Annotated in this window: 23 protein-coding genes; 14 read left to right on the top strand and 9 right to left on the bottom strand. The window is 53.7% G+C overall.

The genetic code is table 11. The features are described from left to right. Positions 1-60: 60 nt before the first annotated feature. Positions 61-735, bottom strand: coding sequence for a Crp/Fnr family transcriptional regulator (locus tag HS100_22195; GenBank protein ID MBE7436643.1), 675 nt, complete (start codon positions 733-735; stop codon positions 61-63). Then, entirely contained in the window at positions 735-1,586 is an 852-nt protein-coding gene (locus HS100_22190; protein ID MBE7436642.1) for a DegV family protein, read from the bottom strand. The genes HS100_22195 and HS100_22190 overlap by 1 nt, the downstream gene beginning before the upstream one ends. A gap of 163 nt (positions 1,587-1,749) precedes the next feature. Between HS100_22190 and HS100_22185 the strand changes: the two genes are divergently transcribed. The 10 genes from HS100_22185 (at position 1,750) to HS100_22140 (ending at position 12,064) form a co-directional block, all read left to right on the top strand. Then, positions 1,750-2,793 carry a rod shape-determining protein gene (locus HS100_22185; GenBank protein MBE7436641.1) on the top strand — a complete coding sequence of 348 codons (1,044 nt, stop codon included), beginning with the start codon at positions 1,750-1,752 and terminating at the stop codon, positions 2,791-2,793. A 112-nt stretch (positions 2,794-2,905) separates the two neighbouring features. Further along, positions 2,906-3,748, top strand: coding sequence for a rod shape-determining protein MreC (gene mreC / locus HS100_22180; protein MBE7436640.1), 843 nt, complete (start codon positions 2,906-2,908; stop codon positions 3,746-3,748). Between the two features lie 7 nt (positions 3,749-3,755). After that, entirely contained in the window at positions 3,756-4,256 is a 501-nt protein-coding gene (locus HS100_22175) for a hypothetical protein (GenBank protein ID MBE7436639.1), read from the top strand. Further along, a complete protein-coding gene (mrdA, locus tag HS100_22170) occupies positions 4,253-6,439 on the top strand; it encodes a penicillin-binding protein 2 (protein MBE7436638.1) in 2,187 nt (728 codons plus the stop codon). Before HS100_22175 ends, mrdA begins: the two co-directional genes overlap by 4 nt. A gap of 54 nt (positions 6,440-6,493) precedes the next feature. Then, positions 6,494-7,192: a septum site-determining protein MinC gene (gene minC, locus HS100_22165; GenBank protein ID MBE7436637.1), complete on the top strand. Its 699-nt coding sequence runs from the start codon at positions 6,494-6,496 to the stop codon at positions 7,190-7,192. A gap of 1 nt (position 7,193) precedes the next feature. Continuing rightward, the gene (minD, locus tag HS100_22160; GenBank protein MBE7436636.1) at positions 7,194-7,991 is read left to right on the top strand and encodes a septum site-determining protein MinD; all 798 of its coding nucleotides are present in this window, start codon (positions 7,194-7,196) and stop codon (positions 7,989-7,991) included. A gap of 1 nt (position 7,992) precedes the next feature. Further along, entirely contained in the window at positions 7,993-8,244 is a 252-nt protein-coding gene (minE, locus tag HS100_22155) for a cell division topological specificity factor MinE (protein MBE7436635.1), read from the top strand. Between the two features lie 60 nt (positions 8,245-8,304). Further along, positions 8,305-9,432, top strand: a complete 1,128-nt coding sequence (locus HS100_22150; protein ID MBE7436634.1) for an FtsW/RodA/SpoVE family cell cycle protein — start codon at positions 8,305-8,307, stop codon at positions 9,430-9,432. 52 nt (positions 9,433-9,484) lie between these two features. Beyond that, positions 9,485-10,972, top strand: coding sequence for a glutamate--tRNA ligase (locus HS100_22145; GenBank protein ID MBE7436633.1), 1,488 nt, complete (start codon positions 9,485-9,487; stop codon positions 10,970-10,972). A 30-nt stretch (positions 10,973-11,002) separates the two neighbouring features. Continuing rightward, complete coding sequence (locus HS100_22140) at positions 11,003-12,064, top strand: hypothetical protein (GenBank protein ID MBE7436632.1); 1,062 nt, start codon at positions 11,003-11,005, stop codon at positions 12,062-12,064. Here HS100_22140 and HS100_22135 read toward each other — a convergent pair. The 7 genes from HS100_22135 to HS100_22105 all read right to left on the bottom strand — a co-directional run bounded on the left by HS100_22135 (position 12,056) and on the right by HS100_22105 (position 24,640). Beyond that, on the bottom strand, positions 12,056-12,712 hold the full coding sequence (locus tag HS100_22135) for an adenylate/guanylate cyclase domain-containing protein (protein ID MBE7436631.1): 657 nt from the start codon (positions 12,710-12,712) through the stop codon (positions 12,056-12,058). The genes HS100_22140 and HS100_22135 overlap by 9 nt on opposite strands. Before the next feature lie 199 nt (positions 12,713-12,911). After that, entirely contained in the window at positions 12,912-16,916 is a 4,005-nt protein-coding gene (locus HS100_22130) for an AAA family ATPase (protein ID MBE7436630.1), read from the bottom strand. Between the two features lie 17 nt (positions 16,917-16,933). Beyond that, a complete protein-coding gene (locus HS100_22125) occupies positions 16,934-18,883 on the bottom strand; it encodes an FAD-dependent oxidoreductase (GenBank protein ID MBE7436629.1) in 1,950 nt (649 codons plus the stop codon). A 57-nt stretch (positions 18,884-18,940) separates the two neighbouring features. Then, a complete protein-coding gene (locus tag HS100_22120) occupies positions 18,941-20,275 on the bottom strand; it encodes an RtcB family protein (GenBank protein MBE7436628.1) in 1,335 nt (444 codons plus the stop codon). A 169-nt stretch (positions 20,276-20,444) separates the two neighbouring features. Continuing rightward, positions 20,445-20,876: a nuclear transport factor 2 family protein gene (locus HS100_22115; GenBank protein ID MBE7436627.1), complete on the bottom strand. Its 432-nt coding sequence runs from the start codon at positions 20,874-20,876 to the stop codon at positions 20,445-20,447. A gap of 85 nt (positions 20,877-20,961) precedes the next feature. Next, a complete protein-coding gene (locus HS100_22110; protein MBE7436626.1) occupies positions 20,962-22,773 on the bottom strand; it encodes an ABC transporter ATP-binding protein in 1,812 nt (603 codons plus the stop codon). 121 nt (positions 22,774-22,894) lie between these two features. Further along, positions 22,895-24,640 carry an ABC transporter ATP-binding protein gene (locus HS100_22105; protein ID MBE7436625.1) on the bottom strand — a complete coding sequence of 582 codons (1,746 nt, stop codon included), beginning with the start codon at positions 24,638-24,640 and terminating at the stop codon, positions 22,895-22,897. A 290-nt stretch (positions 24,641-24,930) separates the two neighbouring features. Between HS100_22105 and HS100_22100 the strand changes: the two genes are divergently transcribed. The 4 genes from HS100_22100 to HS100_22085 all read left to right on the top strand — a co-directional run bounded on the left by HS100_22100 (position 24,931) and on the right by HS100_22085 (position 26,951). Continuing rightward, positions 24,931-25,602 (top strand): Crp/Fnr family transcriptional regulator, encoded by a 672-nt coding sequence (locus tag HS100_22100; protein ID MBE7436624.1) that lies wholly within the window; start codon positions 24,931-24,933, stop codon positions 25,600-25,602. A 99-nt stretch (positions 25,603-25,701) separates the two neighbouring features. After that, complete coding sequence (locus HS100_22095; GenBank protein ID MBE7436623.1) at positions 25,702-26,022, top strand: cupin domain-containing protein; 321 nt, start codon at positions 25,702-25,704, stop codon at positions 26,020-26,022. A 1-nt stretch (position 26,023) separates the two neighbouring features. Then, positions 26,024-26,368, top strand: a complete 345-nt coding sequence (locus HS100_22090) for a hypothetical protein (protein ID MBE7436622.1) — start codon at positions 26,024-26,026, stop codon at positions 26,366-26,368. Positions 26,369-26,414: 46 nt separating this feature from the next. After that, positions 26,415-26,951 (top strand): cytochrome b, encoded by a 537-nt coding sequence (locus HS100_22085; protein ID MBE7436621.1) that lies wholly within the window; start codon positions 26,415-26,417, stop codon positions 26,949-26,951. The last annotated feature ends 9 nt before the right edge of the window (positions 26,952-26,960 follow it).

Genomic DNA, 26,960 nt, shown 5'->3' with positions numbered 1-26,960 from the left:
CTTTAGTTTTGTTTGATGCCCCCAGTATAGGAGAGTCCCTCGTCCCTGTCTGTGACAATGTCACATATTCGAGCGGGTTTCCAGCGGCTCAAAATCCAGCACTTCGATGAATCCCCTGCCCGAACGGATACTGCCTTCGGCGATGAAATCTTCGAGCAGGCGGCTGATCACTTCGCGGGAACTTCCCAATTCTGAAGCGATCTCCTGGTGGGTGACGCGAATGGGATTCTCGCTTCGCCCGCGTTGGAGCAGTAGAGCCGCCACGCGGCGGTCCATGCGTTGAAAGACAACCTGATCCACGACCTGCATGACGGTCGATAACCTTTGCGACAGCAGGTCGAAAACAAAGTCGCGCCAGAAATCGAATTTTTTGACCCAGCCGCGGAAAACGTCGGCGGGAATCATGACTGCCTCCGCCTCTTCTTCGACCGTGGCAATGGCCGGAAAGGTCTTATAACTGAGGATCGCATTGGCGCTCAATATGCACGATGAGCCGTTGCCGAAACGGTAAAGCGTTATCTCGCGTCCGGTCTCGCCGATCTTGTACACCCGCACAACGCCTGAGATGAGCAACGCGATTGATTCGACTGTGTCACCCTCCAGGAAAATATCCCGTCCGGAGGGAATCCGCGCCAGGAACGCAGATTTCCGGAACTCCCTGACAAGTTCCGGATCTGCGTTATTGAGGAATGGCATCGTTTTGGCGATGCGCTCGAATTGGAAATTATCCATCATCAATCGAACATGTATGCCAGCCCTACTGTTCCGGGTCCTGCATGAGTGCCAACAACAGGGCTGACCTCTGTGAACAGGCTTTCGACAGGTGAAAGCTCGACATTCGCGCGGTCGAGAAGTTTTTTTGCGTCATCCGCCGCATCCGCATGCAGAGTGGCGAGGCGGATATTGGGTTTGCCTTTCACCTTTTCCGTCACCAATTCCAGCACACGGTCGTGCGCTTTGGTCTTGGTGCGGATGCGGTCCATGCCTTCGACCTTTCCCTCTTTAAGAGCAAGGATCGGTTTGAGGTTCAGCGCCGAACCGATGAACCGCTGCGCGCCGCCGATCCTGCCGCCGCGATGTAAGAATTCCAGCGTATCCACGGCAAAGTACACGCCAGTTCGTTCGCGGGATTTTTCCACAAGCGCGGTACATTCCTGGAGATTTGCCCCGGATTCCATCGCGCGTGCAGCGGCAAGCACTTGAAACCCGAGCGCCATCGCGGTGGCTTGGCTGTCGACAAGATATACTTTCTCCCCGGCGCTGCCCATCAGGTCTTTCGCTTGAATCGCAGATTGAAGGGTGCCTGATAATTTAGAGGATATGAAAATACCCAGCACGGACAACCCGTTATCGACGATGCCCTGAAATATTTCCTGCATGATCGCCGGCGAGACCTGCGATGTGGACGGCATGGCTTTGGCGGTCTTTAGCCTGGAATAAAACTCGGAAGGCTGGATATCTACCCCGTCGCGATAGGTTTTTTCCTCCCAAATGAGGACTTGCGGCGCGACGTGGATACCGTATTTCTTTGTCAATTCCGGCGGGATGTAGGCGGTGCTGTCGGTGACGATCGCAAATTTGGACATGGCTTCCTCCGATTACAAAAATTATTTCCCGATTCTACCGTGTTAATGGAGGCTGGCTGAAAAAATCTAAGATTCCCCCTCATGGTATAATTCCTCGAAAGTTCCACCCGAACCCATCCCCGTATCATAGGAGCCGATTTTGGCCTTCAACCCCATCAATTGGCTGTTAGGCCTCTTTTCACTCGATATCGCCATCGATCTTGGCACCGCAAATACGCTTGTACATGTCCGCGGGAAGGGCATTGTAATCAACGAACCATCCTGGGTGACGGTGGATAAGAAATTGCGCCAGCCGCTCGCAATCGGGCTGGAAGCCAAAGAGATGGTCGGTCGTACGCCAGCAAATGTCGTGGTCGTGCGTCCCATTCGGGACGGGGTCATTGCCGAATTCGATGTCACCCGTGTGATGTTGGAATATTTCATCGGAAAAGTGCATGAACAAAGCGTGGTCCCGCTGCCGCGCCCGCGAGTGATCATTGGGCTGCCCACCGGTGTGACCGAAGTGGAAAAACGAGCGGTATACGATGCGGTCATGGCATCCGGCGCAAGACAAGCCTTGTTGATCGAAGAACCCATTGCGTCTGCGATCGGAGCCGGTCTTCCCATTGGAGAAGTCCGCGGATCGATGGTGGTGGATATCGGAGGCGGTACAACCGAAGTGGCTGTCATGTCCATCGGTGGGGTGGTGGCTTCAAGGTCTTTGCGCGTCGCAGGCGACGAGATGGACCAGGATATCCTGCAATATCTGCGCAATAAATACAACCTGCTGATCGGCACGGGCATTGCGGAGCAGATCAAATGGCAGATCGGTTCCGCCTATCCCTTGCAGCCCGAAAAAACCATGGAGGTTCGCGGGCGAAACCTTGTGACCGGCCTGCCTGAAACCGTCGAAGTATCATCGGTTGAAATTCGTGAAGCGCTTTCGGGATCCGTCCAGGTCATCATCGATACCGTGCGTGATGCGCTCGATGAGATCCCGCCAGAGATCGTATCGGACCTGATGGATATTGGGATTTGTCTGGCGGGAGGCGGCTCACTTCTTCAGGGGCTGGCAGACCGGCTCACCGACGAGTTGAAATTGCGAGTCTGGGTGGCGGAGGATCCGTTGACATGTGTGGCGCGTGGCGCGGCAATGATTTTCGAAGACCTGGAAAGTCTCAGCCGGTACCTGATCGGCCTGGAACGCGGCAGTACGCGGCATATTTGAGCCGGTTATTTTTCATTTTCCCCTCATCGAAAAAGATTTTAATATGGTATTCTTTCAGCATCGTGCAATCTCAGGACGAAGCATATCGATGCGTGTTGGACTGTAATTTCGAATGAATTCCCGTTCCTTACAAACAACCATTATCTTTCTGGTCGTGGGCGGAATCCTTGTGCTTGCCTTTAGCGGCGTGCTTGGTTCGGCTTCGCGCGGATTTACAGCAACCCTGATCAATATTCAAACCTGGATCGCCGGACGATTTACCGGTTTTCAGGATTTTGTCACCGCCCCGCGCGATATCGTCACTTTGCGACAGCGCAATGCCGAACTGGAAGCGCAGGTCTCTCAATTACAGGCGCAATTGATCGAACTTCAGCAGCGCGTGAACGAAACGGAGATCCTCGCCGCGCTCGTGGATTTTTCCCGCTCCAATCCCGAAAGCACGTATAAAGCTGCATCCGTAATTGGCCGCGACCCGAGCCCTTTCCTTCATTACATCATCATCAACCGCGGTTCCAACGATGATATCCGCCGCGGCATGCCGGTGGTGACGAATCAAGGCCTGGTCGGCCGTATCGATGCAGTCATTGCCGACGCCGCCCGTGTTCAACTCGTCACCGACCCGGCATCATCGGTCAACGTGTATCTACAGAACGCCGATACGAGCGCAGTTTTGTACGGTTCGGTCACCGGTGATATTTTGCTCGATTTGATCTCTCAAAATGTCACGGTTGAGGCGGGGGACCTGATTTTGACCTCCGGATTGGGCGGCGGCTATCCCGCGGATCTTATCATTGGGCAGGTCGTCACGGTTCGTGCCCTGGAATTTGAGTTGTTCCAACAGGCGACGGTTCAGCCTGCCGTGGATTTTTCCCGCCTCGAGATCGTGTTGGTCATCACCAATTTCCGCCCGGTGGATATTGCGCCCCTCGAACCGGCGACCACTCCTATTCCTTGATCCTTCCATGCGAAATCTAATTGCATTCCCTTTGTTGGGGCTGGCTGTGATTCTCCAATCCTCCATTGTCAGTCAGATCCGGCTGCTCAATGGATATGCCGACCTGCCGCTCGTGCTTCTTGCCGCCTGGGCGTTACAGGAAAGAGTCGAATCTGCCTGGCATTGGGGCGCGGTTGCCTGTCTCTTCCTTGGATTCATCTCCAGCCTGCCGCTTCCTGTTATGGTATTGGGGTATTTCGGAGTCTTATTCGTTGCGCGAATCCTTCAGCGCAGAGTGTGGCAGGCGCCGCTGCTTGCAATGTTCAGTGTTGTATTTCTGGGCACCCTGTTCTTTCATCTACTCTCTTTTATCATCCTTCGTTTTTTGGGGACAACTTTCTCGTTCGGAGACGTCGCAGGTCTTGTAACCCTGCCAAGTTTGTTGTTGAATATGCTATTGTGCATCCCGATATATCCGTTCATGCGCGACGTGTCGCATTGGGTATACCCGGTCGAGGAGTTTGCATGAGCACCGGTTCAGAATCAAGACCAGTCCGATTCGAGGCGTGGCGTCTCGGGGTGATCTATTTCGTGGTTGGAATCACCCTGACGGGGTTCATTCTGCGTCTGATCAACCTGCAGCTATTCAACAGCGATCTGTATCATACCCGCGCAGTGGACAATTACACCACCGAGGTCAGCATCCCTGCCGCGCGCGGGATCATTTACGACCGCAACGGATATATATTGGCGCGAAACGTCGCATCCTATAACGTGGTTGTGACTCCCGCCAACCTGCCGGTGGACGACTCGGATATCCAGCGAATCTATCGGGAACTTTCCGAACTTGTGGACGTCCCGGTGGGCGGACCGGTAACCGACGAATCGTTGGAAGAGGCAAAACTTTTTGCTCCCTGTGTGCCCGGACCGGGTATTTCCCAGCTGGTTGCATTGCAGGATACTCTTGCACCATACAGCCCCGTGAAGATTCAATGTAATGTGTCCGAGGAGGTCGCCCGTATTGTTGAGGAGAAAAAAGTGGACTGGCCCGGTGTGAGCGTGGAGATCGAGCCGATCCGCGATTACCCGACCGGATCTTTGACCTCGCATGTCATTGGCTTTTTGGGTCCGATCCCCGCTTCTCAAGAGGAGGAATTGCGCGCGAAGGGATTCATCCCCAACCGCGACAAGATCGGGTATGCAGGCGTGGAAACTTCACTGCAGGATATTCTGGCTGGCAGAAATGGTTTGCGCGTCGTCCAGGTGGATGTCGCCGGGCAGGAGATTCGGAACCTCGAACCGCCCATCGCGCCTGTGCCGGGACACAATGTTTATCTGACCATCGACACGCGGTTGCAGGCGGCTGCACAGGCAACATTGGAAGAGGAAATTCGGTTTTGGAATACATATTTTGGACGTGTGCGTATTTCAAGTGGAGTGATCATCGCCATCAATCCGAAGACAGGCGAGATCCTTGCGATGGTTTCCTATCCTACGTATGAAAATAACCGGTTAAGCCGCTTCATTCCTGCGTATTACTATGAACAACTGAGTCAGGACCCGCGCAAACCCCTGTTGAACAATGCCATATCGGCTGAGTATCCGCCTGGCTCGACCTTTAAACTATCGACAGCCACTGGCGCATTCAACGAAGGTGTTGTCGATCTGGATGATATCGTCCAGGCGCCGGGCCAGTTGCTTTTGTGTGAGCGGTTCAACCCGAACGATCCCTGCACGGATCGCAACACCCGCCCATTTGTCGATTATATTTTCGATCAGCGTCCTGAAGGTTTCGGTCCATTGACCTTTCTGCAATGTATCGCTTACTCGAGCAATGTTTGTTTCTACAAATTGGGCGGCGGATTCGAGAACGAAATCCCGCAAGGATTGGGGATCGAACGCCTTCAACAATACGCACGTGCCATCGGGTATGATGCCGCTTCGGGTATTCAGTTACCGGGTGAACAGGATGGGTTGATTCCCGACCCGCAGTGGAAGCGCATCAACACCGGTGAGAACTGGTCGACGGGTGACACCTATATTGCCAGCGTCGGTCAGGGATATGTGCTGGCTACGCCATTACAGGTCCTGATGTCAGGTGCGACGATTGCCAACAACGGCAAGGTAATGCAGCCTACCATCGTCCGGCAGGTGACGGACGGCGATGGCAATGTTGTAGAAGTGTGGTTCAATCCGCAGGACTTTACCGCCACCGAATTCGAAACGCCGGGCAGTTATCAAATATCTCCCTTCACGCCCAACATGAAATGGGATATTACCGTTGAACCCCTGATTCAGGAATATTCATGCGACGGTCCGTATTGCACGTTGACGGATGATTTCAAGATAGTCGAGCCTGAAACGGTCCAGGCTGTCCGTGCGGGTACGAGACGGACAGTAACCGATACCACCTTCGGCACCCTGAGCGATCTTTTCACGGATTTCCCCATTGCAGTGGCGGGAAAGACGGGGACGGCGGAGTATTGCGATGACGTCGCCCGCGCAGCGGACCGCTGCCAATTCGGCGCCTGGCCCACACATTCGTGGACGGTGGCCTACGCTCCCTTCGAGGATCCGGAAATTGCAGTGATCGCTTTCGCCTACAATGGGGGAGAGGGAGCGAGCGTCGCAGGCCCCATGGTCGCACGTGTCATCAAAGCATATTTCGAAATCAAGGCATTGGATATCGCGCAAGGCGCGCCGCCGCCGTAATTTCCATAATTTCATCAGGTATAATTGCCCATCAATGCCTGAATGAACGCATTTATGGAATCGACTTCTTCTATCGTACAGATCAAGGGAATCCGCGACGGCCTGTTGGCGACTTTTGCGGATGCTGACTGGGGCGATCAGCGTGACGCGCTCATGCTTCAGATCACCGAGCGCTCCACATTCTTCCAGGGGGCGAGGCTTGCCATGGATGTCGGGTCGCAGGTTCTGAAAGTGAATGACCTTGTGGACCTGAGAGACTGGCTTTCGGAACGTAACATCACTCTCTGGGCGGTTGTCAGCGAATCGCCCACGACGGAAACCACCGCCCAATTGCTTGGCCTTGCCACGCGAATTTCCAAACCGAGACCCGAAGAAGCCAGGCATGTCCTTGAATCCATCCCCGAGGATTCTGCGCTCTTTGTTGCGAAAACCGTCCGATCTGGCACACGAATCGAATACCCCGGACATGTCGTAGTTTACGGTGATGTCAACCCCGGCGCGGAGATCATCGCAGAAGGGAACGTCATCGTTTGGGGACGGGTGCGAGGCGTGATCCATGCCGGGGCAAAAGGCAACCGCGAAGCATTCATCTGCGCGCTTGATCTCTCTGCCAACCAATTGCGCATCGCAGACGAAGTGTCTGCCATGCTGAAGCCGCAGAAGGACCCGAGACCCGAGGTCGCAAGTATCAACCATGAAGGCAAACTGCAAGCCGAACTCTGGTCGCCCGGCGAAACCACAACTAGGAAATGATATGACCGCTCAAGTATTTACGATTACTTCCGGCAAGGGCGGCGTGGGTAAGACCACCGCGGTCGCCAACCTCGCCACGGCGCTCGCCATGGACGGTAAACGCGTTGTTTGTATCGACGGCGATATCGGTTTGCGCAACCTTGATGTGGTGATGGGGCTCGAAAACCGCATCGTGTACGATATTGTGGATGTGATCGAGGGGCGCTGCAAACTTAAGCAGGCGATGATCCGGGATAAGCATTATCCCGAAATGTATCTTTTGCCAGCTGCGCAAACCCGGGACAAGAACGCAGTTTCCCCATCGGATATGGTGCGCATCTGTAAAGACCTAAGAGCAGATGCCGACTTCGTGATCATCGATTCGCCTGCGGGCATCGAACGCGGATTCCGAAACGCGATAGCCGCAGCTGACAGCGTCATCGTGGTGACGAATCCCGAGGTCAGCGCGGTGCGCGATGCGGATCGGGTGGTGGGAATCCTCGAAGCAGAGGAGAAAGGCAACCCGTCCCTGATCATCAACCGGCTCAATCCAACACTTGTCAAGAATAACGACATGCTCTCGGCAGAGGATGTGCTCGACCTGTTGGGGATTCGCCTGATTGGCATCGTGCCTGAGGATGAGACTGTGATCATCGGCTCGAACAGGGGTGCGCCTGTCGTCACCGACGGGAAGAGCAGGGCCGGGACGGCATTCCGGAATATTGCCAAACGCCTGCAAGGAGAGGATGTGCCTTTCCTCGACCTCGCTCCGCAAAGCGGGTTATGGAACGCCATTCAACGCCTGGCGGGAAGGAAGTGAAATGAAATTTTTCACCCGCAAACGAAGCGCGGCAAGCGCCAAGGAACGTCTGCAATTGGTTCTTGTGCATGACCGCACCGACCTGACTCCCGGTCAATTGGAATCGTTAAAGGACGATCTGCTCAAGGCAATCTCGCAATATATCGAGATCGACCCTGAAGCTGTTCGCATCGAATTGGAACGGGACGGACGTGAACAGCGTTTGGTCGCTGATATCCCCTTAAAAAGTTCGTCGCGTCATCGCACAGGTTGATCCTTCAGAACACGGACATGGATGAACCTGTGAGATATCGGGTGCATTCATGTTTTTATCATGGAACGTGGACTCTCCTGGAGAAATTTCGATTTTCTGCTTTTAGGCGCGGTGGTGCTGGCTTCCGCCTTTGGCACCGTGATGATTCGCTCGGCGATCGCGGGGAATGAAGTCCTTCAGCCGCTCATTTCACGCCAGGTATATTTCGCCATTTTGGGCGTGGTGTTGATCTTCCTGCTCGCCTCCATCGACTATCGCTATTGGATCTCGCTCTACCGGCCGATCCACCTTGTCATCATCGGTTTTCTCCTCACGCTCACTGGTTTTGGGCAGGAGGCGTTTGGCGCGCAGCGCTGGTTCCAGGTGGGGGTATTGTTCCTTCAGCCTACTGAATTCGCGAAGATCGTCGCTCTTATTGTCTTGGCGCGGTACTTCGAAGTCACACGCGATCAACCTCGCGATTTGCGTTGGATGGCGGGCGCGTTTTTTCGCGCGATCTGGATCATCGGTTTGATTCTCCTGCAGCCCAACCTGAGCAACGTCATGGTGTTGTCTGTGATCCTTGCGGTCATGCTCTGGGTCAATGGAATTCAGGTCAGACAGGTGGTGATTGCCGCCTTGCTGGGTTTTCTGTTGTTGGGAACTGTGATAACCCTTTCGGTCCTGGGAGTCCAGATCCCCGGCATGCAGGCTTACCAGCAGGAACGCATTGTCAATTTCGTCGTGCCAAATCCAAACGACACCTTCGGGAATCGTTACAACGTTCAACAGGCGTTAATTGCGGTCGGGTCGGGGGGGGTGTCCGGTCAGGGATATGGTTATGGATCGCAAACCCAGCTCCGTTTCTTGAAGGTCCGTCACACCGATTTTATTTTTGCGGCAGCCTCTGAAGAGTTCGGCATGGCGGGTGGGTTGCTGATCATTATCACGCTTGGACTGGTTGTCTGGCGCTGCATCCGCGCGGCGCAAAAGGCAAGGGATGTATCGGGCGCCATGCTGGCCATCGGTGTGGCTACATTGATCTTTTTCCAGGGGGCGGTGAATATCGGCATGAATTTGAATCTGTTGCCTGTTTCCGGGCTGCCCCTGCCTTTCATCAGTTATGGCGGCAGCGGCCTCACCGCGCTCATGATCGGCATCGGTTTGGTACAATCCGTCGTCATGCGCCAGAAAGAGCTAGAATTCTAAAAAAGTCCAGAGACGATGGGTTGCTGTCCATCGACGATCAGGAGTCGCATCTTTGTCCATCGAACCCGCCCGCACCCGTATCGCGCCTTCGCCGACAGGTCACATGCATCTCGGCACGGCACGAGTCGCATTGTATGATTATCTGCTTGCCAAAAAGACCGGCGGTCAGTTTGTCCTTCGCATTGAGGATACGGACCTGAAACGCACCGTGCCCGGCGCCGAGCAGGAGATTATGGACGGCTTGCGCTGGCTTGGATTGCAATATGATGAAGGTCCAGATATTGGCGGTCCGTTCGGTCCATACCGTCAAACGGAGCGGCGCGATATTTATCAGGCGCACGCCAGAATTCTCGTGGATAAAGGACATGCCTACCCTTGTTTCTGCACACCTGAGCGGCTTGAAAAAGTCCGCCAGGAACAAATGAGACGAAAGGAAAATCCCCGCTACGACGGCACCTGCCGCGTCATTCCACCTGAGGAGGCAGCCAAACGTGTTGCCAGCGGCGAAGCCCACACCGTTCGTTTCAAAATCCCGCATGAAGGTGCGACTGTTGCGCATGACCACCTCCGCGGAGATATCACCACCGAAAACAAACAATTGAACGATCAAGTCATCCTCAAGACCGATGGATTGCCGACCTATCATCTTGCCGCGATTGTTGATGACCATGAAATGCAGATCACGCACGTCATGCGCGGTTCGGAATGGCTGGGAACTTTTCCGCTTCATGTAAACATCGTCCGCGCATTCGGGTGGGAGGAGCCTGTCTGGATTCACCTTTCCGTTTTCTTGAAACCGAGCGGTAAGGGCAAAATGTCCAAGCGTGAGGCGGCAGAGGCTATGAAAGACGGCTATTCCATCTTCATCAAGGACATGCAAGACCTTGGCTTTACCCCCGAAGGTGTTTTGAATTGGTCTGCGCTCATGGGGTGGGGCGTCGCCGAAGATGACGTGATGACCGTTGAGCAGATGATCGACCGCTTCACCATCGACTCGTTGACCCCCTCTCCTGCCGCGATTAATTTCCAAAAACTGGATCACTTCAATGCGACTCACATCCGCCTCCTGACGATCGAAGACCTGGCAGCCTGCCTCAAACCTTACTTTACCCGTGAAGGACTCAATGTCAAAGAGGATGTGCTGCTAAAGATAATTCCACTCATCCGCGAGCGTCTCACCACCCTGGACGATTGCATTTCATTTGGCGCATTCTTTTTCAAGGACGAAGTGACTCCCAACCACGAAGACCTCATTGCAAAGGGATTGGACGCGAAACAATCAGCAGAGATCGCTCGAAGGGCGTATCAAATTTTGGGAGCGCAACCAGACATCAGTCACGAACGATGCGAACCGTCCCTGCGGGCATATGTCGAAGAGAGCGGATTCAGCGCCAATCAGGTTTTCGGCATTCTGCGAGTCGCAGTGACTGGTCAAAAGGTCAGCCCGCCCTTGTTTGAAAGCATGGAGGTCATCGGGCGGGATGTCTGCCTGCGGCGGATCGAGAACGCCATCGGCATCCTGGAAAAACTCCCGGCATAGAAAAGTTGAAAATAGACGGAGGAAGCGCGTATGGAAACTACGATTACTTCTCGAGATGTGATTGGCAGGGATCCATTTGGGCGCTTCCTCTTTGGCTTGAAGTTCAAACCCTGGCAGGCAGCCCTGCTGAGCTTTTCGGCTTTTGCTGTCTATATGTTTGCACTGCCGGCAATTTTCGGCACGCTCCTCCCTCGCGAGGGACTGGATCGCAGCAGCATCGCGGACAGGGTCAACATGGTTGGGTTTTTGTTCATCCATCCTGTTGTGATGTATTTCTATGTTTGGCAATCGGAAGCGATCGCCGGAGTGTATGGCAAAGTCCTGCCCCTTCTGTCCGATAGGATGCACGGCGGAGCCTTGCGCGCATCGCGAATCTTGCATGCCACATCGCGTATGTGGCTGCTTGGGGTGTTTGTCGGCGCGGGGGTGATGGTTCTTGGTTTTTTGTACGTTTCCCAATATATCGGACTGCGCTGGTATAGCTACAATTGGCTGATGGCGGTCATCCTTCAATTTTCGCGGTTCATCCTGTTCTATCTTATCCTCCTTGCCCTGGTAAGGCATCTGATGATGGCATTCAACCTCAATCGTATTTACCGGCACGTCACGCTCCCGGTTCTGATCGGTCAGTCCAGATACAGCGAATCCTTTGAGGCTGTCACCAGGTATGGTCTGTGGTTTGCCGGGTTCGGCGGTGTGTTGGGAATGTTTATCGCGATGCGTTTCTTTTGGGGGAATCCGCTCTTTCCCGAGGATGCAATCTATCTGGTTCTGTACCTGCTTCTCATCCCCCTTGCTTTTTCTCTTCCATTCTGGCAGGCACATCGAAGCATGCGGCTTGCGCGCTTGAATGCCATCCGTCATATTTCGAACTCACTTCAGGATGAATACGACCGATTGCTGAAGGACCTGGAAGCGGAGAACGATATAAACCAAAACAGCCAAATCGTGGCGCTGCGTTCCATGCTCGAAATGACTGAAAAAGCCCCCACCTGGCCTTTTGAAAACTGGGATTTCTACCGCGTACTCGCGGCGATCTTCTTCCCGTTCCTCATGACCGGGTTAAGCGTGCTTCTGGATCTACTAATCTAAATTCACCCATTGTTGTTCTTCTTCCATATCCGTCCGGTAGATGATCTGGTAGGCGGGTGTGTTCATCCCTCCGATACTAACCTCAATGAGTTTCCCTTCGATCTGCGCCTCCTCGGGAATCATATCCATGGCTTCCTTGGTGATGAGGATTTCATCCGCCTTGCCCAGGTCCTCTCCCATCTTACAGGCGCGGTTGACGGCGTCGCCATACATGTCGTCCTCATTGAGAATAAGAATCCTTCCGTAATCGATGCCGATGGTGACGTGAATATCCATCTCTTCGCTGGTGAGAAGGTTCGCGGCGGCGATTGCATGCTGGATGGTAATGGCAGTCCGCGCCGCCGAGGCTGGATCGGGAAAGACGGCAAAACAATTATCCGCTTCGAATTTGATGATGCGCCCGCCGTAGTTCGCGATGATCGGCTCGACGGTCAGCTGCATGCGCCGGATCATGGAGAGATAATGGATGATCCCGTACTTGCGGGTCAGGAGCGAGAAACCGGACATATCCAAAACGAAGGCGGTATTTTCACTCCCATATTTCTGCCAGATAATATCCTCCAGCTGCTTGCGTTTCACCGGGTCAGATTCCTGTGAGTAGTTCAGCAGGGTTTCCTGAAGGAGGGGATCTTTTGGTTGGATCTGCATGAGGTAATTATAACGAAAAGGTCACGGAAATGCCGGTAATCTCCCGACGGAGTTTTCCTATCGAGCGCTTTCAGGTTCCTTGATACATTCATTCACGAGCGAGATGTCGTTCACCCGGTTTTGCAGAGGGCGGGTAAGCACACGTATGATCCCTGTGGTAACTTCAGGACGCTCGGACATCAATAAGTAAGGGGGCTTGTCAACGTGTAACCATCATTGGCGCGGCATCCATGTCGGCATCCAAAGCGACTCCCAGCCGACCAAAGATTTCGTTGGCGTGAGCCAGATTGAGGTCCCGTTCCGAACCGGCGGCGTGCCGCCCCATCTCGCGATAAACCAGCGCTTCATCATACGGCATGGACATTTTCTGCGCCGCCGCCAAACTTTTGTGCCAGTTCTTTTGTGCGTTGCGCGGTTTTCCGTCCAGCCAATCGTACAGTCCCTGCCACATTAATGCCCGGGCTTTGGCGATGGGATATGTCCTCGCAAATTTACGCAATGCAAGGCAGGCCCGCCCCGCGAGCGTCTTCATCTCCGATTTTTCGCGTTGGGTTCCAGATTTTTCCCACAACGCCAAATATACATGTGCAACATTACTATAAGAATCGAAGGATGGAGCGATACGAACAGAAGCCTGTTTCAGCAATCGGGCGGTTTTATCGGCGGCGTCCCGGGCTTTCTCAAGTTCACCTTTTTGGAAATAAACAGCGGCGAGTGTTCCCAGGGTTGATTGCTCTGCCGTCCCCGAATCTGCGATCAAGGCATATAACGCCAAAGCTTTTTCCAGCAGTTCGGCAGCCTGGGTTATTTTCCCGAGGTGGAGCAAACTCACAGCTTGACCGTTCAACCCCCATGCCTGATGTTCCAAATGATTCCTTGCCTGTCCGCTTTGATAAACGTCCGCGCACCGCTTGATGGACAGATCAAATTGGCCTCGAAAATGAGCAAGTCTCCCCTGATTTACGAGCGCAAAAGCCCAATTGCGACGATCCCCCAGCCGATCGCTGATTTCCAGCGCCAGTTGGTAGGCTTTTTCACCATCTTCCCATTTTCCGTTATTGAGGGCATATTGACCTTCCCTCCACAAGACAAAAGCCTGAGTATACAAATGATCGAGCCCGGTCAATGTGGCACGTGCCCGGCGAAAATAAGACAGTGCCAGAGCATGCATGGGGATCGGCATCACGCCGAAACCCAGAGCCAGGATGGCATACGCCCTTGCCAATATCGGCGATTTATGCCGCGCTGACTCCGCCATATTGAGAATTTTCATACCCAGATAATAATCAATGGGACCTATCTTGTTTGCCAGTGTGTCAATAAATATAAGGAGTTCATATGCGCGCAGTAAATCCAAATCATCGTCGTTGATCTCTGCCTCCGACCCCGCATCATCCGGGATGGGGTTGATTGAAAACCAAAGCCGATGCCAAACCTGCTTCAAGGCTTGCCCAGACAGCCCGATTCGTATCTGCAAAGCAGTCGCCGGCAATGGCCGACCGATCAAGTTCAAACCCAATGTTAGATTTTCCCGCGCCTCCGCGAGCCGCCCCCGGCCATAGTAGACTTCCGCCCGCTTGAGACATAAGCGGGCTTGTTCCCCTGGTTCGCTTATCAGGGGATAAAGCCGCTCGTAGTAATCCAGCGCGGCTTCATTGTTAAATGCCTCCCTCGCGGCATCCCCAGCCTTGTGCCAATATTCGCGCTGTTTGCCCTGGTTATTGCTGCGCCCGTAATGCTGGGCGATCATCTCCACAGGCGCACCGATGCTTTCAAGGTACACTGCCAACTGTTCGTGCAATTGCGCCCGCAAGGCGAAGGGCAGGCTTTCGTACGTCACTTCATGCGTGACGATATGTTTGAACAGATACGTCAGTTCCGGTTCCGAATCCAGGGGGGTGATGTCCAGCGTATCCAGTTTATCCAGATCTGTTTTGACATGTGTCAGGTCACCAAGGGCGGGGTAGTACCCCGTCAACCAGGCGGCGCGGAAGAAACGCCCGACAATGCTGGCCGCGCGCAATGTATTTTTTTCACGTTCGCTTAATTGGTCGATGCGGCTCAAGACGAGTGTATGCAAACTATCAGGGAGTTCGATCTTATCCAGTCCCGCTGAATCGCGCGGGTCGAGGCCACGGTCACGTAAATAGTTGAGCAATTCCTCGAGATAAAACGGATTGCCCTGTGAACGATGCATCAATTTTTCCACCAGCAGAGACGGCGCAGCCCCGCTTTGCGAGGGATACAACTGCGCGAGTTTTGCACGGACAGCCTGCTCTCCTTCGGCAGAGGTAAATTCATCCAATTTTATATTTGTAAAGTATGGCAAGGCTTCGATTCGCGGCGCCTGCAGGCGCATCAACTCGGGCGGGCGATATGCCAGCACAAAACAAACGGAGCAATCTGCCAGCGCCTTTGCCAATGCTTCCAGCAGGTCGTGCGATAGCGCGTCTATCCAGTGCAGGTCTTCCATCACGATCAGGATCGGTTCGGACCTGGAGGCGGCGACCAGGCAATTCTGTAACAGAGTGGTTAATACGTTCTTGCGCTGCTCAGGTTCGAGGTTGCGCGTAAAGTCGTTATCGGGAATATCGAGGTTCAATATCGGTCCAAGCAGGGGCAGGGCTTCCACCCGGTCGGAGTTATGCTCCTTTAGTTTCCCTTCCAATATGCGGATCTGTTTCTCCAGGGGGGCATCGGGATCGATATCGAATAGCGCAGTCCATATCGTCTTCCATGTGAGATAAGGGGACGTCAACCCGTCAGATTGGCACGAACCGCCGAAGCCCGCGAATCCTTTTCTTCTCGCGCTGCGGATTACCTCCGCCACGAGTCGGGACTTGCCCAAGCCTGCCTCTGCCACGATTCCGATCACCTGGCTCTTCCCTTCTTTTGCCAGATCGAGCTTCTCTTCGATGTTTCTCAACTCAGCCTGCCGACCCACCATCGGCAGAGAGTAGTTCGGCTCCTGCAAGCGTACGGCTCGCCGCCGGGTTTCGCCCATTAATTGATATAAAGGAATAGGCTTGGATTTCCCTTTTACCATCACCGCGGGGCGCGCTTCAAAAGTGAAATATTCATTGACAGCCTTGTATATGTGACTGCTTACCAATATTTCACTTTCCCTGGCGGTGATCATGAGTCTTGCTGCGAGATTGACATCATCGCCCAAGGCGCCGAATGTCTTTCGGGTTTCTCCGCCGTAGGCTCCCACCAGCATTAATCCTTGTGTGATGCCTATCTGCAGATGGAGTTCGGTTTTGTTCCGGAGCTCCAGAGCCGCCTTCAATGCACGCTGAGGATTGTCTTCGTGCGCATTCACTGCGCCAAAATTGATGTAAGCATAACTGCCTTTATCGCCGATGGTCACCTGCAATAAGACGCCATCGTATCTGGCGGCGGATTTCTGCATCTCCTTCACAAACACATCCAATAGAGATTGCGCGTTGTCGCCTTCAAAATCGATGCCTGAGAAGCGGATGAACATTGCAACACATGGGCGGAACTCACTGAAAAAATCCTGCCTGCCTTGCAAATGTGGCAATGCCCACTGGTTCAGGGAAGATGGGTCAAGAGATTTAAGCGTTGTTTTTTGCTCTCCCGCTTTCTGCTCCATATTTTTAATCACGGCGAACTTTTCGCCGTCCACCAGCTGCCATTCATCCACCTCCAACGAAGCTCCCAGCGTTTGGACAGTGGCTTCGTCTACCAATACTTGGCCCTTGCCTGCCAAGCGTTCACCCAGAGCCGAGCGGGAGACAGTTCTCCCAGCCAGGACATCGATGAGCTGAATGGATGGATCTCCCACGACAAATCGCCGCGCCTCTCCCGAGGCGATGGATACCTTCAAGAACAGATCCGGGAAATCTGTGATGGCTTTCTGCATCTCAATCCCGGCATGGATCGCCCGAACTGCGCCATCCTCGCCGTCATACCAGCAGGTGATAGCATCACCTGCAAAGCCGATCACGCTTCCGCCATAACGCTCCAGGCTGGCGATGAGAGCGGTAAAGGCGTCGTCTAATCTTTTGGTGAGTTCCTCTGCGCCCTTGCGGGAACCGAGTGTCTCTCGCAGAGATTCGGTCAACGCCGTAAAGCCACTAATATCCGCGAACATCACCGTACCTGAAGAACGGTCCGGCAGGGATGCCCCATTCGCGATCGCCTGTAATCGATCTTGTGGCAGATAAATATCCAGCGTCATATCTGTTCTCTTAGACTTCATCGGAATATATTATCTGTATTGATTCCTTTCGCTTGGGCGCGTTGTTTTGCGCGGTCGGCATGCCCCTCAGTGAAGACCTCGTCGTCCAATTCCCCTTCGAACCGGCCAGGAATGGTTGATCCCTTATCCAGCGCACCGGGCAAAGCGGCGTGCGCTGGCGCGCTATCGGGTGTATATCCGACAACGAACGAATTGGAGGTGAAGACGCCTGTGGGATCCACCTGCTTTTTGACGCTGCGGCACCTGTCATAATCTTCCCAGGAGTAGTAATATGGCCACACCACGTGCATATCGGTGTTGTCGTGACTTGCCCAAAACCAGCGATGATCCGTTGTAGAGAACATGCCAGATTGACCAACACCCTCCTCAAGGTTGCGTTTGTGCCATTGCCACGCATACTCTTGAGCCCCGGGTACTTTGCCATTAAAGAAAATGTCAAGGTTGTAACCGACAGTTGTGTTGCGCCATGCATATGAGGTCTGCCTGCGCCTGCCGTTCTTGGTCACGGCTGAGTCCTTGCCGCCGAAATTCTGACATTGGACAAACACCATGAGACCTTCATCACTGCGCCCGCTCATCTCGTCGATCCGCGACGCTGCCCACTCTGACCAACCGGGGGACGCAACTTTGTCCGTGACCTGACCATACTTCAGGAAGGGGTAGTTGAACTCGCGGGTCCCCTCGAAGGTCCATAGCTGCGTAATACTTTCCGAGATCTTCGTAATTTTGCTGTTGTCACGCTTCACGATAAGATTGAGGATCTTCTGTTCAAACCACATCTTTAACCGCTCCCACCACGAGCCACCATGGTTTGCAGTTTTGAGGATCGCCTCGATCTTATTGCACCACTTCGGGTCATATGTGTCGGGTTTGTTATCCAGGTTCGAGTATTGGAAGTAGACCACCAGGACGGTGAATGGAGAGGAACCGTTTTTATCTCCAAAATGCTTGATCATGAAGTCATCTTTCGAAGCACGTCCAAGTTGATTTGCGATATAGTCTTCCTCGCCTGCCGCCACCGTGAAACAGAAATCATAGTCACCCGGAGCATCCTCCCACTCCTGTACAAGGTCGAACATCTGCACTAAAACGTTGTGATCGAGCGCTGGATCGTAGGGAATGACTTGCTTTAAAGCACGAGCGTATTTATGGTCCGAATCCTTCAGCGGGCGGAGGGTGATGTGGGTCACAATGCCATAGTTGCCGGGGCCGCCACCGAGAACGGCGAAAAAGAGATCCTTGTCCTCTTGATCCGGGCTGTCAACGGCGATGGTTCTCTTTGTGCCATCTGCCAGGAATATCTCAAAGGACACAATATGGTCGCTGAAAAGACCAAAGGCGCGGGATAACTGACCGTACCCGCCCGTTTGCGCATGGCCGCCGACATGCACATCGTAGCATTGGCCGGTCGGCATAAAAAGCCCCTTGTCTTTCAACTTTGTGTTGAATTCCAGCAGTGAGTGGCTAATACCAACACGGAGCAAGCCGGTTTCCGTGTCGTAATCTCCCCAATCTGTATATGCCTCGCTCAAATCGAGTTGGATATTCTTGTCGGATGTTGACGAGGTGCCTGAATAGGCGTGACCGCCTGTACGCACAGCTATACCAAGGTTATTCTCCCTGGCGAAGCGGATTGCTGTCTCGACGTCGCGATCCGCTTCAGGATGTTTGGGATAGATGATGGCCGCCGGAGACATCCATTTCCTGGGTTGCGATGTCGTGGCGTACTGGTAACGCTTGAATTCGTAATCTTCATCGCCAAACTTGTGAACAGGGCAGTGAAAATATGGTAACTTCATCATATAAAATCCTCTCTGATTAATAAAAATACTTCGCTGAAAAATCCGACCACAGAGTCGGGTCGTCTGATAGTTCACAGGGTGGGGATTGCGCTTTATTGGAAAGTTAATAACCCAGGGAAGGAGCGATTTCGGATATTTTCTCACCTTAATATCATATTAGCAAGGAAGGGACAGGCACACTTTTTGGTGTGCCTGTCCCTTCTAAATATCGCCCGGCTCATCCGCCATGCGGACGATGCGCGGGGTGAACTTTCCGATCACCTCCACCAAGTCGTGCTGGGCGGTGATGACCTCATCGATCGCTTTGTATGCCTGCGGACTTTCATCGATACCGCCGCCAAGCAAGGTTACTCCGCGCTCTTTGAGGTAGTCGTCCCGTTCGCGCTTGCTGATGGAATTGATGGCAGCCTTCCGGCTCATTCTGCGACCGGCTCCATGCGAAGCGGACTCAAGCGACTCGCTCACGCCTCTTCCACGGACGACGTAGCCTGCATCTCCCATCGAGCCGGGGATCACGCCGAGAACTCCCACACCCGCAGGCGTAGCTCCCTTGCGATGGACGATGACTTCACGCCCATCGGGCAGTGTTTCGCGCCAGGCAAAGTTGTGGTGATTTTCAACCACCGCCACTTCCTTCAGCCCAACAGTTGCAGCCACGCGTTTGTGGATGATGTAGTGATTCGCCGAGGCGAATCGACCTGCCAATTCCATCGAAAGCCAGTATTCCTGACCATCTTCTGAATCCAGAGTGAGCCAAGCCAAATGGCGGACACTCTTATCGAGGTCGGGGTGTTTCTCCATTGCCAGTTTACTGAAGCGGTCTGCGATCTTCGCGCCGACTCCGCGCGAGCCGCTGTGCGAGAGCAAGGCGAGATATTCGCCGGGCTGTAATCCAAACATCGGTTCATGCAGGCGAAACGAGCCCCATTCCACAAAGTGATTGCCCGTGCCGCTGGTGCCAATTTGATTCATGGCGGTGTCTTTCAACGTCCGTAGTTGCTTGGTTGCCAGCCATGCTTCATCGTCAAGCACTTGATGTTGGGCGCGTTTACTGCCTTTCCATGAAGCGCCCATACCGAAGGCGGTTTCATTCCACAAGGATTCCTCGAACATGCCCTTCTTCTGTCCGATAAGGATCGGTGAGACCTCATATAACGACAGGCGCATACGGCAGGCGATGTCCACACCGACGGCGTAGGGGATGACGACATTCTCGGTCGCCAGTACACCGCCAATGGGCAGACCATAACCGACGTGCGCATCCGGCATGAGCGCGCCAGTGACAGTCACAGGCAGGCGCATGGCGTTTTCCATCTGCTGAATTGCGCCCTGTTCAATCTGTTCTGCGCCCCAAATGGGGAAAGGCAGAGGCGATTCGCGAAGTTCTTCGACAGAGGCTTCGTTGTTTTTATTCTTGCGCAGAATCTCGCGGGCAAGGTCGGCAAGTAAACTGTCAGCGAGGTAATTGCCTGGGTTGGCGCGAACAGCTTCGAGTTGAGCAAGAGCCGCGTCGCGTTCCATGCCGTTAGCGATCATTTTGTTTCCGGCTTCTTTTGCAAGTCCGATACTTTTTCCATCTTGCCAGTTGTTGAGTTTCAGGATCTTTCCTGTGATGATGTCCATGAGGTTGTCTTTCTGTAGGTCAGGCTATGTACCCGTAGGGTCTTTAGCCTGACGAACTTTATTGGCGGGCTACAAGCCCGCCCTACGAATCGATTGGGTCAGGTGGTACGCAGGCTTCATCAAAATTGATGGTAGTAAAAACCTCTGCCTGCAATACCCAGTTACCTTGTGTGGTGCGCTGCCATTTGGCGGCGTAGACACCTGAAGCGCGTACGAGTTCACCTTTTATAGTGTACTCGCCCTGCCAGTTGCCGAGTTCTTCAGCGATGCCCCAACGTTCGTTGGCGGTGATCTCGCGCGGGGTTCGACGATAAACGGCGGTTGGGTCTTGTTTGAAAAGCTCAGCCCAACGTATTTCTTCCTCGTCGGCTCCGTGGAATTGGTCGCTGCGACCGGTGATCAGATGATAACTCGCTGCCAGCAATGGGCGGATGCGTTTGGCGTCTTTTTCGGCGATGGCGCGGTTGAAGGCTTCGCGTGCGGCGTGGATTAGGTCGGTTGTTGATTGGGGCATGAGATTCTCCTTCTCAACCACGAAGGGTCACAAAGGTACACAAAGGTTTTATGGTTTTCCTTTGTGACCCTTCATTCCTTTGTGGTTATTGTTGTTCTTCCAATTTCCAAAGTTCGCGCATTTCCGGGCTCCTCTCCAGGAGTTCGTCGAGTGTGCCCTCGGATTCGACTTTGCCGTCTTTGAGGACGATGATGTGGTCTGCGCGCCTCAAAAGTGGACGGCGATGGGAGACGACGAGACAAGTTAATTCGTTGCCTGATTCAAAGATGCGCTCCCAGAGTTGACGTTCGGTTTCCACGTCCAGTGCGCTGGAAAGGTCATCGAAGACGACCAATTCCGTGTCGCGGATGAACATGCGGGCGGCGGCGGTGCGTTGGGCTTGTCCGCCAGAGAGTTTGACTCCACGTGAGCCGACCATTGTTTCGAGGTCGTCATCGAGGATTTCCAAGTCTCTGTCCATGACGGCGAGTTTGGTCGCTTTGTAGATATCGTCATCACTACGGTTCAAGCCGAGCAGGATGTTGTTCCGCAGGGTGTTGCTGAACAAACGCGGTACTTGCGCGGTATAAGCCACACGTGGCGGGACGAAGAAATTGCCAGCGTCGGTGATGACTTGTCCGTTCCAGCGAATTTCGCCTGAATCGGCGGGGAGCAAACCCAGCAATGTGCGGAGCAGTGTCGTCTTGCCGGAACCGATGCGACCTGTGATGACCGTCAGCGAGCCGCGTTTGATTTTGAGCGAAATGTCTGCGATGCCGTTGACCGAGTTCGGGTAGTGAAAGGTCAGATGGTCAGCGACCAGTTCATTCAGTCGGTCTGAGGCGGTTTTGGTCGGGTAGGTCACTTCGGGCAAGTCGCCATCCAGATCTATTTGTGCATGTTCAACGAGCGCATCCAGCGAGGCATTTTCCATCAGGCGGTACATGCGTTTGACGGAGACGTCCATTTGTTTGTAACGCGCCCACAGCATGCCGCCGAAGGTGGTGAGGTCGCCCATGCTTTGCAGGAGGTAGACGAAGAGCGAAAAGTCGCCGAGGGTGAAGTTGCCAGTGCGCATGGACTGACCGACGAGGATCAGGATGACACCCGTGCCCAGTGTGGAGGTGTTGCGGTAAAGCGAGCCGAGTACTTCGTCGAAAAGTTTTTCGCGGACGGTTAACTTGCGTCGTTCATCGTTGATGCTGTGAAAATGATTGATGATATTCTTTTCAGCGGTGGCGATCTTCACGGCTTGCACTGCGCCAAAGAATTCACCGATGAAGCCTGTCACTTTGCCCGCAGATTGACGCGACGCGCTGCGATAATGTTCGATGCGTTTGGTGGCGATGTTGGCAACGATGCCGACGATGACCAATGGAATCAGCGCCATCACCGTGACCGAAGGGCTGATCTGCGTCATCAATACGATGGAAACGGCGATGATCGCCAAGCCAACCATCACATCGTTGACAAGGATGACGAAGAGCGGCAATTCCTGCACATCGTTTTTGAAGCGGCTGACGGCTTCACCCGCTGAGTCGGGCAGTTGCGACGCGCCAGGGCGTTTGAGAATGTGCGTCAGCAAATTCTTTCGCAGGAGCGTGCCCATATCTGCGAAGATGGGCACGTCGGCATAATAAAACCCGTAACTGGCGAGGACACGTCCAAGCCAGGTGGCGGCGAGGAAAGCGACGACTGCCCAAATGCCAAAGGTTAGTGGCGCTTCACCGGTTAACATATCGAAGAAGGCTTTGATGATGAGTGCGGGTGCAACCTGCCAGCAGAAGCGAATGAGCGCGACGCTAACGAGGTCAACAATCCACAGCCAGGGGCGAAAGCGGATGAGTTCGAGCACAACTTTCCACGCGGGCAGGGCGGGGATGTTGAGGTCTTTTGGGTTGAGGGTTGTTTCGGTCATTGTAAATTCTTTCCTTACCACGAAGGGTCACAAAGGTACACAAAGGTTTTTTGACGGGTTTCCCTTTGACAGGCTCAGGGCAAACCTTTGTGCCTCTTTGTCTCCTTTGTGGTTTTTGCTCTTACGCCAGAACTTCTTCCAAGCCAGTTTGCAGCAATTGATAAAACCTTGCGTTCGGGTTGGATGCCAGTTCTTTGCGGTTGCCGTATTCGAGCACGGAGCCGTTATCAAGGATGAGCACGTCATCGGCGCGGTGCAGGGTATCAAGCCGATGAGCGATGATGATGGCAGTGCGTCCTTGCAGCAGTTTGTCTATCGCGTGTTCGAGTTTCTGCTCGGTGGCAGGGTCAAGGCGGGATGAGGCTTCGTCGAGGATGACCAGACCAGGATTCCGCAGGAAGACTCGCGTGAACGCCAGCAATTGCGCCTCACCCGCGGACAGCGACCTTGATCCTGTTTCCAGTTGAGTGTCCAGACCATTGGGGAGGGTTCGGAACCAGTCGCCCAGTTCGAGGTCTTCAAGTGTGGCGATGATCTTGTCATCGGGGATCGAGCGGTCGAAGAAGGTCAGGTTCTCGCGGATGGATGCGCGGAAGAGTTGCACATCTTGCGTCACAATGGCGATGTTTTGACGAAGCGAGTCTAGTTGAATGTCCTGCAAGTCTTCGCCGTTGATTTTGATGCTGCCTTCGTTGACGGAATACAGGTTGAAGATCAAGCGTCCGAGGGTGGTCTTTCCGCTTCCGGTGCGACCAAGCAGTCCCAAAACAGAAGCAGGCTTGAGGTCCAGTGAGAGGCGTTTGATGACGGAGTCTTCACCGTTATAAGAAAAGGATACATCCTTGAATTCCAACGCGAGCGGATGTGTGTCGATCACTTTGCCGGTCTCATTTTTGGTTTCAGGTTGGAACTGCTTGAATTCGGTCAAACGTTCCACACAGGCGCCAATCGTCTGGAAACTTTCGATCTCGTGCGTCATCGCCCAGAACGGTTCTTCGAGCAGATTGAGGTAATGGACGAAAAGATAAACCGTGCCGATGGTGACGACGCCTGCGGTGAAGAGCCAGTATCCGCTGGTGATGGCGAGCAGCGTACCAGTGGTGAGCGCGAGACCCATCGCGTTTTCGATGATCCAGCGCTTGAAGTGGGCGCGGCGATTATGCGTGAGAATCTCGGCTTGATGGCGGAAGAGTTCGCGGATGGAGAAGCCGACCGCGCCGCTCGAGCGGATGTCTTCGGTGCCTGCCAGTTGTTCTTCAATAAAGCCGTACATCTGACCTTCGGCTTCGCGTCTTGCTTTCTGGTGTGGCACGGCAATGTCTTTGAGCCTGCCGAGGATGCCGATGGTCAACGCTGAGTAAACTGCGAATGCCAAGCCCACGCGCCAATCTTCGATGGCAAGCGTGACGAGGATGCCGATGAGCAAAAGTCCGTTCGCGATGAGGTTGAGCGCGAACTGCGAGAAGAAGGTTGCCAACTCGGTCACGTCACCGTCGATGCGTTCGATCAACTCGCCGGGCGTGTGGTCGTTGTGGAACTTCATGCCGAGTTTGAGCGCGTGTTCGGCGAGTTCGGCGCGCAGGGCGTTGGTGGCTGTCCATGCCACGTTTTCGCCGAGGTAGGTCACGCCGATGTGAACGCCTTGCTGTAACAGCGCGATACCGATGAATGCGGCGGCTGTCCACATCAGCGTGGAAAGGGCTTCGCCTGCCAGCGCGTCGTCGATAAAGAGACGCATGATCTGCGGGGCGAAGATTTTTAACCCGATGCTGCTGAACAACATCATGGCGAGCAGGATGAACCGTCCGCGCTGGGGGCGGATGTGTTCGGCGAGCAGGTTCCAGTAGGATTTGAATGAGAGGTTCATGTTGTAAACGGACTTTCTAACGGATTCACGGAAAAAACGGACAAAAAAACACGGCGCGGGTGCGCCGTGTTTTGGAAAGACACAGGAAATCGAGCCGTGGTTAAACGGTCAACAGGCGCACTTCGGGGTAAGTCGTTATTCGGTTGGATTTCTTACGCAGGTTTAGCAATTGCAACGACATTTGAAGTGCGCTCCTTTCTTTTGAGATTTAATAGCGTTCAGAGTTTACATGAGAGTATGATGAGTTGTCAAGATACAGACGGTCACGACTTTCATGTTAAACTTTCTCCATGGCAGATAAAGCGATTCTATTCAAAAGATTGCAAAGTTTCGATTTCCTGCGCGGTCTGGATTTCGAGACCCTGAAAAGGCTGGCAGAGAGCTCCACCTGGAAGGTTTACGCCCCTAATGAGGTTCTTTTTTGGGAGGGAGAGGTCGAGTCGAACCTGTTTTATCTGCAATACGGCTCATTGAAAGTGTTGAAAGCATCGCCCGACGGGCGCGAGCAGGTACTGAGATTTATTACTGAAGGGGAGATATTCAATGAAGTGGGCGTGCTTGCGAAAAAGGCAAATCCCGCCACTGCGATTGCCCTGGAAGAGTCAGGTGTCTGGCTGATTCCGCGCCATGCCCTGGAAGAAGTAATTCTGGCGCATCCAGGTTCAGCTTTGCAGATCATCGAGAACATGGCTGATAAGATCATCAGCCTGGTGACCCTCGCAGCGGACCTATCCTTGAAGAGCGTGGAAGCACGGTTCATCCAGTTGCTGCTGGATCAAGCCGAAGGGGATTTGATCGAGCGCCGACGATGGACGAATCAGACCGAACTTGCGGCCCGCCTCGGAACCGTTCCAGATGTGCTCGGCCGGGTTATCCGCGAATTGACCAAGGCAGGATTGATCGAAATGAATAAACAGCAGATCCGAATTCTGGACCGGGCGGGGTTGATGGATCGGGCTTAAGCATCAGCGAGTACAAAGTTTGGTTGTAAAAAAGCGACAAAAGTCGTGGCGGGAGGCGGGGGATTGGTTTAGAGTCAGGCGCATCAGAAAGATCACGATATGCCAGAGCCACATCAAATCTATTTTGCAGATATAAAATCCAATGCCGTATTTTCAGCGGATGGTCCCAAGCCGCAGTTTTTGATCGATACGCCCAAGTTCAAGACCCTGGTGGTCGGACTTGAAGCTGGCGGGCAAATCCCCATGCATGCCGGTGAGGCGGCGTTGTATTACTTTATCGAAGGTGCGGGATTGATCACGGTCGAGGATGAAGCGTTCGATATCAAGCCCGGCGTGACTGTCATCGCGCCTGCCGGAGCGAGACGCGGCATGAACGCGAGGACACGCGTGATTTTTCTCGGCGCGAAAGGAGGAGAATGACGTGTACAAACCTGCCGCCTTTCTTGCGTTTGCAGTCGGAGCAATGTCCATCGTGGCGGGCGGGATGGTCATAAAAGGCTGGAGGCCGGGTTACTCGGTTCTGTCCTGGCTGCCGGTTTATAACTTCGCCGTAGGGTTGTTGACGCTTGTGCCTGCTGTTCTGCTGTGGTTCAAAAACCGTTATGCACTTGTCGTTTCGCTCGGCACATTCTCAATTCACACAGTTGTGCTCCTCCTCTTGCTGACAATCTTCCGTGGCGGGGTCGCGGTCCAAAGTATTGGCGCGATGTCGTTTCGCGTGGTCATCTGGTTGATCGTCCTCGCGTTAATAATGTTCAAACGCTAGGACGATTAATTGTTCTTTATCGGACCCCTACCCAAGGAGTTACCTCATGGAAAAAGTCACTGCTGTTCGTTACCATCCATTGCAAGTTACATTTCACTGGCTTACCGTGATGCTCGTACTCACGGCATTCATCCTAGGCAAGTTTATGAGCCGTCTGCCCAATGACGATGTGTCGAAAATTGCCCCATTGGCTTTTCATATGACTGTCGGCATCCTGACACTCATGGTCATTGTCGCCCGATTTGTGGCGCGGGCAAAACTGCCCAAACCGCATCATGTCACGGCGGGGAATGCGGTTTTCGATTGGATCGGAAAATTCGTGCATTATGCGCTTTACCTGATGGTCTTCCTGATTGCCATCAGTGGCCTTTCGCTATCCATGCAAGCCGGGCTTCCCCCGATTGTTTTTGGCGGTTCAGGCGCATCCCTGCCCGCGGACTTTTACAATTTTACAGCACGCCTCCTGCATGGTTTTATTGCGCCCGCCCTCCTCCTGCTTGTGCTTTTGCATGTCGGCGCGGCGTTCTATCATCAGTTTCTATTGAAGGATAACATTTTCAACCGCATGTGGTATGGAAAATAAAAGGAGTAC

This window comes from Anaerolineales bacterium, assembly GCA_015075725.1.
In the GTDB taxonomy this organism is placed as follows: domain Bacteria; phylum Chloroflexota; class Anaerolineae; order Anaerolineales; family Villigracilaceae; genus Villigracilis.
This window is presented reverse-complemented; position numbering and strand designations above follow the sequence as displayed.

Bases quoted from the DNA above. Each gene is read 5' to 3' on its own strand.
- minE (MBE7436635.1), top strand. From the start codon at position 7,993: ATGAAATTTTTCACCCGCAAACGAAGCGCGGCAAGCGCCAAGGAACGT.
- HS100_22110 (MBE7436626.1), bottom strand. From the start codon at position 22,773: ATGACCGAAACAACCCTCAACCCAAAAGACCTCAACATCCCCGCCCTG.
- HS100_22190 (MBE7436642.1), bottom strand. From the start codon at position 1,586: ATGTCCAAATTTGCGATCGTCACCGACAGCACCGCCTACATCCCGCCG.
- HS100_22100 (MBE7436624.1), top strand. From the start codon at position 24,931: ATGGCAGATAAAGCGATTCTATTCAAAAGATTGCAAAGTTTCGATTTC.
- HS100_22105 (MBE7436625.1), bottom strand. From the start codon at position 24,640: ATGAACCTCTCATTCAAATCCTACTGGAACCTGCTCGCCGAACACATC.
- mreC (MBE7436640.1), top strand. From the start codon at position 2,906: ATGAATTCCCGTTCCTTACAAACAACCATTATCTTTCTGGTCGTGGGC.
- HS100_22115 (MBE7436627.1), bottom strand. From the start codon at position 20,876: ATGCCCCAATCAACAACCGACCTAATCCACGCCGCACGCGAAGCCTTC.
- HS100_22085 (MBE7436621.1), top strand. From the start codon at position 26,415: ATGGAAAAAGTCACTGCTGTTCGTTACCATCCATTGCAAGTTACATTT.
- HS100_22140 (MBE7436632.1), top strand. From the start codon at position 11,003: ATGGAAACTACGATTACTTCTCGAGATGTGATTGGCAGGGATCCATTT.
- HS100_22120 (MBE7436628.1), bottom strand. From the start codon at position 20,275: ATGATCGCTAACGGCATGGAACGCGACGCGGCTCTTGCTCAACTCGAA.
- HS100_22150 (MBE7436634.1), top strand. From the start codon at position 8,305: ATGGAACGTGGACTCTCCTGGAGAAATTTCGATTTTCTGCTTTTAGGC.
- HS100_22130 (MBE7436630.1), bottom strand. From the start codon at position 16,916: ATGACGCTGGATATTTATCTGCCACAAGATCGATTACAGGCGATCGCG.
- HS100_22095 (MBE7436623.1), top strand. From the start codon at position 25,702: ATGCCAGAGCCACATCAAATCTATTTTGCAGATATAAAATCCAATGCC.
- mrdA (MBE7436638.1), top strand. From the start codon at position 4,253: ATGAGCACCGGTTCAGAATCAAGACCAGTCCGATTCGAGGCGTGGCGT.
- HS100_22135 (MBE7436631.1), bottom strand. From the start codon at position 12,712: ATGCAGATCCAACCAAAAGATCCCCTCCTTCAGGAAACCCTGCTGAAC.
- minD (MBE7436636.1), top strand. From the start codon at position 7,194: ATGACCGCTCAAGTATTTACGATTACTTCCGGCAAGGGCGGCGTGGGT.
- minC (MBE7436637.1), top strand. From the start codon at position 6,494: ATGGAATCGACTTCTTCTATCGTACAGATCAAGGGAATCCGCGACGGC.
- HS100_22195 (MBE7436643.1), bottom strand. From the start codon at position 735: ATGATGGATAATTTCCAATTCGAGCGCATCGCCAAAACGATGCCATTC.
- HS100_22175 (MBE7436639.1), top strand. From the start codon at position 3,756: ATGCGAAATCTAATTGCATTCCCTTTGTTGGGGCTGGCTGTGATTCTC.